Here is an 11,801-nt window from a genome sequence, read left to right on the forward strand (position 1 = left end):
TCAGTCTAGGGAGAAATAAACCCAAGCTAAAGCGGCGCCGTTTGCATACGAGAAAAGATAGAGCGCCTGAAGTTGAAGCCTGAGCGCCGAAGACAACCGCTTATCTGCATCGGGAGGTATCTCACCCCGACTGTTCATAAGCTTATGCATGATGATGATCATCGCTAATCCATTCAGCCTCATCTGCCTGCCAATGAGGCCCCCGCCCCACACGCTTTTGTTCCACTGGACAAGTTTTACGTCTGATAGCAGTTCCTCCATGGCGGTTAACTTATTTAGCTGTAAGTAAATCATCATGATGATATTGACGAATATGCTTCCAAACACCGCCATCACCCACCAGACTTTTTCGATCATAATTATTTTATTAGCCATGCCAATATAGCCAAGCAGGTACAGTTAACGAAGAGCCAGCTGTAAATTCCCCAGATCCTCAGTCTAAGCTGGAGAGGCACAGAGTGGTGAGCATTTTTCGTGATGTGGCCTCGCCGATACATCGCTTTGGGCAGCGTAATGACTGTAACTACCATGTTCAACCGCATTTGCCTGCCTATTAATCCTCCTTGCCAAAGGGCTTTGGTGTCACTGATGCACTTGCAGTTAGATAGTCGGTTTTCAAGATGGTTAATGTTTCGATAGGTAAACCATGCCATGACGAGGTTATTGATCCATGTTGATATTATTAAAGTCAGCCCGAGCAGGCCAGTAGTCGTAGGGTAAGTCACGTGTTTAACCTTATGGCAAGTCACGACCGCTCAGAAATTTTTATTAAGCACGCCAGCGCCATTGAGACGATGAAGTTGGTAAGAAGCATCATCACCATATTAAATCTCATGTGCCCGCCAATTATTCCTCCCTGCCAAATCGCTCTGAAATCATTGATACCTGCAGTCAGATAGTAGGTGCTCAAGATGTTCTATGTTTTTGTAGGTAAACCCAACCATTACGATGATATTGGTCCGCATTGAAAATAATAAGATAAAACATGATGTGCCCAAAACGATGGAGTGCATTACGGAATCCAGTTGTAGATTAACTCTCCGTGATATTTCCCGATGTTTTCACCGAGCAATCCCCCTGCGTATCCCCCTATGCCAAGTTAAGATCGTTATAAAAGCTTTATCAAAAACGATAGCGCCATCAGCAACGTGAGGTTAAGAAAAAGAGATATGTGGAGTCCCCACATCCATCGTTTTAAATGACGAGGAATACTCTGATGGGCATCTTTCATTGCTTCGCCTCGAGCGTACATAAATCCTGGCATTGAAATAACGATGAAAACCATGCCGAGTCGCATAAGTCTGCCAATTACTCCACCTCCCCAAAGGCTTTTCGTGTTAATTACGCATTTGTTGCCAGACAAACGTTGTTCGAGAAGGTCTAGGTGCTTGTGCGTAAACCCTAGTAGAAAGAGAATGTTGGTCCACGCTGAAATCGTTAGGGCCAATCCTAATAGACCGTAAGATGATGCAGGCATAATGGGCTCCATTCATCAATAGCTGCACTATATCCCAAGGGATTCCCCCCCTATCCGTGAAGTTGGCGCGGCCCGAGACTGCTCACTATTCAACAACTCAGGACGCCGTCTCCGTGTTGAGACGTCGAAAGCGCCGACTCAAACTATCAGTTGGGTTGACCGTACTTTGCCGCTGTTTAGCCGTGTGGCGCATGAAAATAATAGAGCAATGCCCCATAAACGCTGATGAAAATCATAGAGCCATAAACTATCCGTACTCCCCACAGCAGTCGGCGAGGTAATTTGAGAAGCTTTTGCCTGGGGATGCGCTCCTGTCTCCAGAAGATTTCCGGTGCAACTGCAACCAGCATCACGAACGTTTCCCTCATTCTTCGTCCGAAAAAACTGTCTCCGTAGAACTCTCGATTCAATGAGAACATTTCAATGTCGCATAGGTAGTTTTCGATTTTTTCCAGGTTGATGTAGAAGAAGATGTAGTAGCCCGCGAGATGTAAGAACGTGATTACTGTCAAAATGAGTGCCAAGAGTCCGGCAGGGATATCTACCATCACTCCGCCCACTCGTAGAGGTACTCGCCGGTCAATTCGCCGACAAATTCACCAACCAGACCTCCGCTGTATCCGCCAACCACGCCGCCGACGATTCCACAGCCAATTACGCCGACCCCATAGGTAGGAACTCCCAAAACAACGGCACAAATCGAGGCTCCAGCTGACGCGCCCAATCCACCGCCGACGTGACCAAACATTGTGCTGAGGACAAATTTACTTCCTTCGATGTGCTGCGCCTTCCGACAAAACTCCTCCCGCCCCGTCGAACATGCCTCCTTGATTTCAAGGCCTGCTGAAATTGCATTCAGCCCAATCCCCACAGGCGTTCCCAATTTCAACAACTTCGCCACCTTGGCAATCCTCCCAACTCGCTCCGCATACCCCTGGATCTCACCTGTGTGCAGATAACTCTTGGTCGACAACCCCAGCATCTTCTTCAGCGGGCCCTTTTTCCGTAGCCCGGTCCCCCAACGAGCAATGCCTTCCAGTTGCTTATCAAGCGTGGAAAACAGCGCTCGTCGTTGGTTGATGAATTCCTGCCGGGCAATGGGTGTTCCGCGCGCCAGCGACAGTTTGTAAAGCCGCTCGATCTCTTCGAGAGTTTTCTTCACACCCTCCAGGTGCTTGCCCCAGCTCCCGGTGGCAGCGCCAATACCCAGCGATCCATAACTGAGCATGTTCTGCAGCAGGTCATAGTTCTCGATGAGCTGGCTGCCCGCGCCTTTCACCTGACGATGGACGTTTCGAGCCAGGTTCATCAGCTCGGTTTCTTCGGCTGTAAGAGTGCCGTTTGAACCGTCGCTGACAATCACCAGTTGGCCCGGCATCACCACAACATTTCGAATGTGGGCGTTCAGCACATCGAACTTCGCACCCCCGCCCACCCGGTTCTTGAGTGTGAAATAGGTTTGTATGCGGTCATTGATAAACACATATGGCTTGGACACGGGCTGTCCTCAGCTAAAGCGCTTGTTGGCGATGCGGTCCCAGCCGCCGGTGACATTCCCGGCCGCTGCGCCGTCGCTGCGTTTCTGCTGGGTGTACAGAATGCGAACGCGGCCGAAGTTGATTTGCACGTGTTCCAGCGGCTCGCCGCTTTCACCGCTTTGGCTGAAGTCAGAAATGATCACTTCTTCGAGGCGCACTTCGTAGTACTTGAGTTTGTCCCCACCGGCGCGGTAGAGGCACAGGGTCAGGTCCTTGATGTGGGTGCCGGCGCAACTGGCCTCAAACAACGAAGCGCTGGATTTGTCCAGGCGCTTGCTGAAGCTTAAGTCGCTGAGGCTGGCCCGACCCGAGCCTGCGCCGCCGTTTGAGCTGGCGGTGGCCGAAGTGCTTTGGCTGACGCCGAAGTCGTAGGCCACAATTTCGATCCAGCCCTTGTTGCGCTCATCCAGCGACTCGCCGTCGATCCCGTCCAGCTTGATGAATCCGTCAAATGCCATGTGTTTCGTCCTTGCTGAGTTCAGGTCCAGCAAGGATAGGGAGCGTATTCATGGCTTTGAAGCGCCAAGAGGGGGGGCAAAAGTACGATTCGGATCGGTCCTACGCTGGAGCCATAGCACGTCTTACGGAAGATTCCGTCACGGGTGATGTTCGCGGCAGTGATCGGTCGAAAAGGTGGGAAATAGCCGTATTCGCTGCTGGCGCAGAGGCTGCGCGCCAGCATCAAATACTCATGACGGCTTACATCAAACCCGCGCCGTCTGCTTCTCAGTGGTTTCGACCGGCGAGGCATCGGCGAAGTGGTTCACTTGGCGCAGGGCCTTGAAGCCGACCATCCACGCGCCGACGACACCCAGCGTGCAAAGCCCGCCGATGATCGCGGCGGGCACGGCACCCCAAAGCGCTGCGCTGCTGCCGGCGCGGAATTCGCCCAGTTCGTTGGACGAGCCAATGAACAACATATTCACGGCGTTGACCCGCCCGCGCATGTCGTCCGGCGTCGAGAATTGCACCAGTGTGGAGCGAATGTAGACGCTGACCATGTCCGCCGCACCGGCGATCATCAAGGCCAGCAGCGACAGCCAAAACAGCGTCGACAGCGCGAACACCAGATTGGCGACGCCGAACACCGCGACGGCGATGAACATGACCAGACCAACGTGTCGATCAAAAGGCCGGAAGCTCAGGTACAGACCGGTGCTGACCTCCCCCAGACTCATCGCGCTCCGCAACGCGCCCAGCCCTTGCGGCCCCAGGTGCAGCACTTCGTGGGCATAAATCGGCAGCAGCGCCACGACGCCACCGAGCAGCACGGCGAACAGGTCGAGGGAAATGGTGCCAAGGATGATCGGCCGCGATCGAATGAAGGCGATGCCTGCCGTGAAGCGCTTCCAGGCCGTGGACTCGAGAATCTGCTTCTTCCCGGCATAGAGCACCGGCACGCGGATCAGCAACAGGACGCCAGCGATGAAGCTGGCCATGCACACCGAGTAGGTCAGGCCGCCGCCGCCCGCTGCATATAAGCCGCCACCGACCAGAGGCCCGGCGATGGTGGCAATGCGCATGATCATGCTGTTGGTGGCGATGGCCGAGGCGAGTTTTTCGCGGGGGACGACTTGCGGTAGCAGGCTCTGCAACGCCGGCCCGGTAAAGGCGCGGGCGCAGCCGAACAGGGCGAGGGTGGCGTAAATCAGCCGCGTATCCTGATGGTGGGTGACCGAGAACAGCATCAGCATCAGGCTGCACACCGCTTGCACCGACCAACTGATGGTCAGGATCATCTTGCGATCGTAGCGGTCGATCAGATCGCCGGCCGGCATCAACAACAGCAGCATGGGAATGAACTGCGCCAGGCCCACATACGCCAGCGAAATCGGACTGCGGGTCATGTCGTAGACCTGCCAGGCGACGACCACTGCCTGAATCTGCATGGCGAAGACGGCAGCAAGACGTGCGGTCAGGAAGGCGAAAAAACCGGGCAGTCGCAGGGCGCTTTTGGCGGATGATTCAGAGGACGGGGCGGGCGATTCGGAGCTCAAGGCTAGGCATCCATCGAAGCGAGAGACGGCCGAGAGTTATACACCGGTCTGGCGCCGTTCGCCGCTAGCTGTCAGGAATTTAATGATGGGTGGTGCGGGATATGCTGGGTGCGCATGGAGGTCATGTGGAAAGTGCGGTGGTTGAAATAAGTGAAACCCTGTTCCCGGCTGAAGCCGGTCCTACCAATGACAGAAGGACCGACTTCAACCGGGAATGACCGATGTCGCGCCGTCAGCGCCGAACCAGCAAAACCCCCGACTCCATGTGATGGGTGTACGGAAACTGATCAAACAGCGCGCACCGCTCCACCCGGTGGGTGTCGTACAGCTGGGCGATGTTTGCGGCCAGGGTTTCCGGGTTGCACGAGATGTACAGAATGCGTTCGAAACGTCGCGTCAGCTCGCAGGTGTCCGGGTCCATGCCGGCGCGGGGTGGGTCGACGAACACGCTGCCGAAGTCGTAGCTCTTCAGATCGACACCGGCCAGACGACGAAACGGGCGCACCTCATTCAGGGCTTCGGTCAGCTCTTCCGCCGAAAGGCGCACCAGCGACACATTATCCACACCGTTGTCCGCCAGATTGCTCAGTGCTGCATTGACCGACGTCTTGCTGATCTCGGTCGCCAGCACCTTGCGCACGCGGGTCGCCAACGGCAGCGTGAAGTTGCCGTTGCCGCAATACAGCTCCAGCAAATCATCGTCGCGATCGCCCAGCGCGTCATACGCCCAGCTCAGCATTTTCTGGTTCACCGTACCGTTGGGCTGGGTGAACGCGCCCTCTGGCTGGCGATAACTGAATGTGCGGCCGGCGACTTCCAGCTCCTCGGTCACATAATCTCGGCCGATCACCAGACGCTGGCCCTTGGAACGGCCGATCACGCTGACCTTCAGATCAGCCGCCAATTGCTCGGCCTCGACTTGCCAGGCGTCGTCCAGCGGACGGTGATAGCACAGCGTGATCATGCCGTCGCCGGCCAGCGTGGTCAGAAAATCCACCTGAAACAGTTTGTGATTGAGCGTCTTGCTGGCTTCCCAACGCTCCCGCAGCACTGGCATCAGCGCGTTGATCTGCTGGCTGGCGATGGGGAATTCGTTGATCAGGATCGGCGTGTGCTTGTCGCCCGGCGCGAACATGGCGTAGTGACGCTTGCCGTCGTCGCGCCACAGGCGGAACTCGGCGCGCAGGCGGTAGTGCTCGCGCGGCGAATCGAAGACCTGAGGTTCCGGCGCCTCGAAAGGCGCCAGCAGCTCGCGCAGGCGCGCGGCCTTTTCATCGAGCTGAGCGGTGTAGTTTGCAGGGTCGAACGTAGAACTCATGGATAAAAGCCCAGCTTGATCACGAACAGAATCGACAGCACGACCAGTGCCGAATTCAGCTCGCGGCCCCGGCCCGACAACAGCTTGATCACGGTCCAGGAAATGAAGCCAAAGGCGATGCCGTTGGCGATCGAATAGGTGAACGGCATGGCCAGCGCGGTGATCACCACCGGTGCGGCCTCAGTGATGTCATCCCAGTTGATTTCGGCAAGGCCGGAGGTCATCAACACGGCCACGAACAGCAGGGCCGGGGCGGTGGCGAATGCCGGAACGCTGCCGGCCAGCGGTGCGAAAAACAGCGCCAAAAGAAACAACACCGCCACCACGATGGCCGTCAGACCGGTACGGCCACCGGCGCTGACGCCCGCCGCCGATTCGATGTAACTGGTGGTGGTCGACGTGCCCAGCAGAGAGCCAGCCATCGCGGCGGTGCTGTCGGCGATCAGCGCACGGCCCATCTTTGGCATATGCCCGTCCTTGCCCATCAGGCCCGCGCGCTTGGCGACGCCGATCAGGGTGCCGGAGTTGTCGAACAGGTCGACGAACAGGAAGGAGAAAATCACGCTGACCAGACCGATGTTCAGTGCGCCGGGAATGTCCAGCTGCAGGAAGGTCGGCGCCAGCGAAGGCGGCATCGACACCACGCCGCCAAACGGCGAGAAGCCCATCACGATCGAGATGATGGTCACGGCCAGAATGCCGATCAGCACGGCGCCGCGTACTTTCAGGGCTTCCAGCGCCACGATCAGCGCGAAGCCCAGGGCGGCGAGGATCGGTGCCGGTTTGGCCAGATCGCCCAGGCCGACCATGGTGGCCGGATTGCTCACGACGATTTCAGCGTTGTGCAGCGCAATCAGCGCCAGGAACAGGCCGATACCGGCAGCAATGGCCGAGCGTAGCGGCAGCGGGATGCTGTTGATGATCCATTCGCGGATACGGAAGATCGACAGCAGGAAAAACATCACCGCCGAAATGAACACCGCGCCCAGCGCCACTTGCCAGGTGTGGCCCATGTGCAGCACAACGGTGTAGGTGAAGAAGGCGTTCAGGCCCATGCCCGGCGCGAGGGCGATCGGGTAGTTGGCGATCAGGCCCATAACGGTTGAGCCGATGGCGGCGGCCAGACAGGTGGCGACAAAGATCGCGCCCTTGTCCATGCCAGTCTCGCCAAGGATGCTCGGGTTCACGAACAGGATGTAGGCCATGGCCAGAAAGGTCGTGACCCCGGCCAGAATTTCGGTGCGCACATTGGTGTTATGTGCCCTGAGTTGAAACAACCGCTCCAGCATTTAAGGCTCCCCGGTGACGCTCCGCGTCATTTATGTAGTCGACTGAAACAGCAAAGCACTGCTCACCGAAACGGCTTGCACAAATTCTGCCAGTTGCAAAAAGCCGCGCATCATACCAGCAGCTCCGGGCGATGGGGCCTAGCGCTTGTCGCCGGATTGCAAATTTCCGGATCGGCCTTGCCCCACGCTGGCGTTGCGCTGCGTCAAAACGCCCGTCATAAACCCTGAACGTTTCCGAAACCACACAAGTCGTACCCCTTAAGACGCAGATCACTGCGCTGATCGAGTACCTACCGTGAGGCTTCCCATGAGTGCAATCAATCAACCGGCCATCGCAGCGCATTCCATCGCGCTGACGTTGAACGGCCAGACCCGACAAGTGGATGTACAGCCCTGGACCACGCTGCTGGATCTGCTGCGCGAGCAGCTCGATCTGGTCGGCACCAAAAAGGGCTGTGACCACGGCCAATGCGGTGCATGCACCGTGCTGCGCGACGGCAAGCGCATCAATGCGTGCCTGACCCTGGCGATCATGTGTGACGGCGCCGAGCTGACCACGATCGAAGGGCTGGCCGACGGCGACACCTTGCACCCGATGCAACAAGCGTTCATCAAGCACGATGCCTTTCAGTGCGGCTACTGCACGCCCGGGCAGATCTGCTCGGCGGTGGGCCTGGCCAACGAAGGCCGCGCCAGCACCGATGACGAAGTGAAAGAACTGATGAGCGGCAACCTGTGCCGTTGCGGCGCCTACAGCAACATCCGTGCGGCGGTGGTGGAAGTCTTGCCATCGATGAATGCCGCGCCGGATCAGGGAGGGCGCGGCCAATGAATCCCTTCAGCTACAGCAAGCCGTCCGACATCGCCCAGGCGGTCAATCTCGCAGGTCCCGCCAGCCGTTTCATTGCTGGCGGTACGAACCTGCTGGATTTGATGAAAGAAAATATCGCGCGCCCCGAGCACCTGATCGACATCACTGGGCTGCCGCTCAAAGACGTCCGTGCAACCGACAGCGGCGGCCTGATGATTGGCGCGCTGGTGAGCAACGCTGATCTGGCGTGGCACCCGCTGATCGAGCGCGACTATCCATTGTTATCCCAAGCCATTCTGGCGGGCGCCTCGCCGCAGTTGCGCAACATGGCCAGCACCGGCGGCAACCTGCTGCAGCGCACTCGCTGCTACTACTTCTACGACTCAACCGTGCCGTGCAACAAGCGCGAGCCTGGCACGGGTTGCCCGGCTAAAGAAGGTCTGAACCGCATCCACGCGATCCTTGGTGCCAGTGATGCCTGCGTCGCGACGCACCCGTCGGACATGTGCGTGGCCTTGGCTGCGCTCGAAGCCCGCGTGCACGTTCAAGGCCGCGCCGGCGCTCGGGTCATCGAGTTCGCTGACTTCCACCGCTTGCCGGGGGATGCGCCCCAGCGCGACAACCAGCTCGCCGATGACGAGCTGATCACCGCCGTCGAACTGCCTGCGCCGCGTTTCCAGCAGCACAGCCACTATTTGAAGATCCGTGACCGCGCGTCTTACGCCTTTGCGCTGATCTCGGTGGCCGCTGCCGTCGAGCTCGATGGCGACGTCATTCGCGATGTGCGCATCGCCCTCGGCGGTGTCGCCCACAAGCCTTGGCGTGACACGGCCGTTGAGCAGTCGCTCAAGGGCCAGCCGGTCTCGCGGGAAAACTTTGTTGCGGCTGCCGACGCGATGCTGCGCGACGCTCAGCCGTTGGCGCACAACGCTTTCAAGATCAAGCTGGCCCGCCGCGCGATCGTTCGCGCCTTGAGCGACGCCACCTTGGGAGGGACTGTTTAATGAACGCCAACACACCAATCCCGGGAAGCTCCGCGCTGGGCCAACCGATGGACCGCGTCGACGGACGCCTGAAAGTCACCGGCCAGGCCCGCTATGCCGGTGAGTACCCGGAGCATGGCTTGCTGCATGCTAGCGTCGTGTCCAGCACCATCGCCTCGGGCCGCGTCGTGCGCATCGATGCGACCCAGGCGCTGGCGGTGCCCGGCGTGGTGGCGGTCATTGATCACACCAATCGCCCGCACATCGCCAGCTATGACGAGCCTTATCAGGACGCCGATGCGGCCGAAGGTTCGCCGTTCCGCCCGTTCTATAACGATCGCGTGCTCTACAGCGGCCAGCCGCTGGCATTGGTGGTGGCAGACACCCTTGAGCTGGCGCGGCATGCCGGCTCCCTCGTGCGCATTGAGTACGAGACCGAGTCGCACCAGACCGACCTCGGCGTCGGCCAGAGTGACGCCCACACGGCACCTGCCGAAACGCCAACGCCGCGCGGGGATTTTTCGGGCGCATTCGCCCAGGCGGCGGTGACGGTCGACACTCACTACAGCACGCCTAACGAGCACCACAATCCGATGGAGCCCCACGCGTCGACGGTGTTTTACAAGGCCGACGGCAGCCTGGAGATTCACGATAAAACCCAGGGCACGCAGAACTGCCAGGACTACCTGCACAGCGTGTTCGGCCTGGAGAAAGAAAAGATTCGCGTCCTCGCCGCCTTCGTCGGTGGCGCGTTCGGTTCCGGCCTGCGCCCGCAATACCAGCTGCCACTGGCCGTCATGGCGGCGTTGAAACTCCAGCGTTCGGTACGCCTGACGCTGACCCGCCAGCAGATGTTCACGTTTGGCTATCGCCCCCAGACCCTGCAGCACATGCGCCTGGGTGCTTCCAAAGACGGCAAGCTGACAGCGATTGCTCACGACGCGATCGGCCAAACCTCGCGTTTCGAAGACTTCGCCGAGCACGTCGTTGAATGGAGCGGCATGCTCTATCAGTGCGACAACGTGCAGTTGAGCTACAAGCTGGCGCCGCTGGACGTGTATACGCCACTGGACATGCGCGCACCGGGCGCCGCCTCCGGCATGGTCGCGTTGGAATGCGCCATGGACGAACTGGCCATTGCGGCCGGTATCGACCCGGTGCAGCTGCGGATCGTCAACTTTGCCGACAGCAACGGCAACGAAGGCAAGCCGTATTCCAGCAAGGAACTGCTGGCCTGTTACGAGCAGGGCGCCGAGCGCTTCGGCTGGAGCAAGCGCAATCCCGAGCCGCGCAGCATGCGTCAGGGCCGTCAGCTAGTGGGTTGGGGCATGGCCGGCGGTGTGTGGGAAGCCATGCAGATGCCGGCCAGCGCCAAGGCCAGCATCGACAGCAGCGGCAAGATCACCGTCAGCAGCGCCACCACTGACATCGGCACCGGCACGTATACGGTCATGACTCAGATCGCTGCCGAGGCTGCCGGTGTAAATCCGGACGATGTCACGTTCGTGCTGGGTGATTCTTCGCTGCCGACGTCGCCGTTGCAGGGCGGCTCGTTCACCGTGTCATCCGTGGGCACTGCGGTGCAGCAAGCTTGCCGTGCCTTGCGCGCCAAGCTGCTCGACGCCGTGCGCATGGCGCATCCGCAATACGCGGTGGTGGACATGGCCGATGTCGGTTACGGCGACGGTTATCTGCTCATCGACGATCAGCGTTTTGCTTACGCCGACATCGTCCGCGAGTCGTCCCATGAGACGCTGGAAGTGCAAATCGACGCCAAGCCTGACGACAAGCGCGAAGGCTATTCGACGGCGACTCACTCCGCGGTGTTCGTCGAAGTACTGGTGGATGAAGACCTGGGCACCATTCGTGTGAATCGCGTCGTGGATGCTGTTGCGGCGGGTCGCGTGGTCAACCCGAAAACCGCGCGCAGCCAGATCCTCGGCGGCGTGGTCTGGGGCATCGGTCAGGCGTTGCAGGAAGAAAGCCAGACCGACCACACCCTCGGGCGCTTCATGAACCACAGCCTGGCGGAGTACCACATCCCGGTGAACGCCGACATCGGCGAGATCGACGTGTTGTTCGTGGAAGAGAACGACGACATCGTCAACGACCTGGGCTCCAAGGGTGTGGGCGAGATCGGCATCGTCGGCGTGGCTTCTGCCATCGCCAATGCCATCTACCACGCCACGGGCAAGCGGGTTCGGGAATTCCCGATTACGCTGGATAAAGTGCTGTAACCCACTCCGTACCTTGTACCCTGATCGTTCCCACGCTCTGCGTCACTAGTGTCCGGGGAAAGTTGTTCATAGCTGAAGGCTGCCTTGGGCAGCCTTCAGCTTTTCAATGCTTTTCCTCTCCAGCGCCTGATTCCTGCGCGTCAGAGGCCGA

General features: G+C 59.0%; 10 protein-coding genes. 3 read left to right on the top strand and 7 right to left on the bottom strand.

From position 1 onward, the window contains the following. The 7 genes from QWI20_RS27075 to QWI20_RS27105 form a co-directional block, all read right to left on the bottom strand. Positions 1–357, bottom strand: a complete 357-nt coding sequence (locus tag QWI20_RS27075; protein WP_369308035.1) for a hypothetical protein — start codon at positions 355–357, stop codon at positions 1–3. A gap of 1,296 nt (positions 358–1,653) precedes the next feature. Then, a complete protein-coding gene (locus QWI20_RS27080) occupies positions 1,654–2,028 on the bottom strand; it encodes a hypothetical protein (RefSeq protein ID WP_369308036.1) in 375 nt (124 codons plus the stop codon). After that, the gene (locus QWI20_RS27085) at positions 2,025–2,975 is read right to left on the bottom strand and encodes a hypothetical protein (RefSeq protein WP_369308037.1); all 951 of its coding nucleotides are present in this window, start codon (positions 2,973–2,975) and stop codon (positions 2,025–2,027) included. The genes QWI20_RS27080 and QWI20_RS27085 overlap by 4 nt, the downstream gene beginning before the upstream one ends. Before the next feature lie 9 nt (positions 2,976–2,984). Continuing rightward, complete coding sequence (locus QWI20_RS27090; protein WP_369308039.1) at positions 2,985–3,473, bottom strand: Hcp family type VI secretion system effector; 489 nt, start codon at positions 3,471–3,473, stop codon at positions 2,985–2,987. 246 nt (positions 3,474–3,719) lie between these two features. Continuing rightward, positions 3,720–5,012, bottom strand: coding sequence for an MFS transporter (locus QWI20_RS27095; protein WP_369308040.1), 1,293 nt, complete (start codon positions 5,010–5,012; stop codon positions 3,720–3,722). Positions 5,013–5,244: 232 nt separating this feature from the next. Next, complete coding sequence (trmA, locus tag QWI20_RS27100; RefSeq protein WP_369308041.1) at positions 5,245–6,330, bottom strand: tRNA (uridine(54)-C5)-methyltransferase TrmA; 1,086 nt, start codon at positions 6,328–6,330, stop codon at positions 5,245–5,247. Then, positions 6,327–7,619 carry an NCS2 family permease gene (locus QWI20_RS27105; RefSeq protein WP_282369716.1) on the bottom strand — a complete coding sequence of 431 codons (1,293 nt, stop codon included), beginning with the start codon at positions 7,617–7,619 and terminating at the stop codon, positions 6,327–6,329. The genes trmA and QWI20_RS27105 overlap by 4 nt, the downstream gene beginning before the upstream one ends. A gap of 307 nt (positions 7,620–7,926) precedes the next feature. Here QWI20_RS27105 and QWI20_RS27110 point away from each other — a divergent pair, with 307 nt between their 5' ends. Genes QWI20_RS27110 through QWI20_RS27120 form a run of 3 tightly spaced genes read left to right on the top strand, consistent with a single transcriptional unit; the run spans position 7,927 to position 11,650 of the window. Beyond that, the gene (locus QWI20_RS27110) at positions 7,927–8,451 is read left to right on the top strand and encodes a (2Fe-2S)-binding protein (RefSeq protein ID WP_369308042.1); all 525 of its coding nucleotides are present in this window, start codon (positions 7,927–7,929) and stop codon (positions 8,449–8,451) included. Beyond that, on the top strand, positions 8,448–9,434 hold the full coding sequence (locus tag QWI20_RS27115) for a xanthine dehydrogenase family protein subunit M (RefSeq protein ID WP_065987554.1): 987 nt from the start codon (positions 8,448–8,450) through the stop codon (positions 9,432–9,434). Before QWI20_RS27110 ends, QWI20_RS27115 begins: the two co-directional genes overlap by 4 nt. Next, on the top strand, positions 9,434–11,650 hold the full coding sequence (locus QWI20_RS27120) for a xanthine dehydrogenase family protein molybdopterin-binding subunit (RefSeq protein WP_369308043.1): 2,217 nt from the start codon (positions 9,434–9,436) through the stop codon (positions 11,648–11,650). The genes QWI20_RS27115 and QWI20_RS27120 overlap by 1 nt, the downstream gene beginning before the upstream one ends. Positions 11,651–11,801: the final 151 nt, after the last annotated feature.

It is taken from the genome of Pseudomonas sp. W2-17 (assembly GCF_041060445.1).
In the GTDB taxonomy this organism is placed as follows: domain Bacteria; phylum Pseudomonadota; class Gammaproteobacteria; order Pseudomonadales; family Pseudomonadaceae; genus Aquipseudomonas.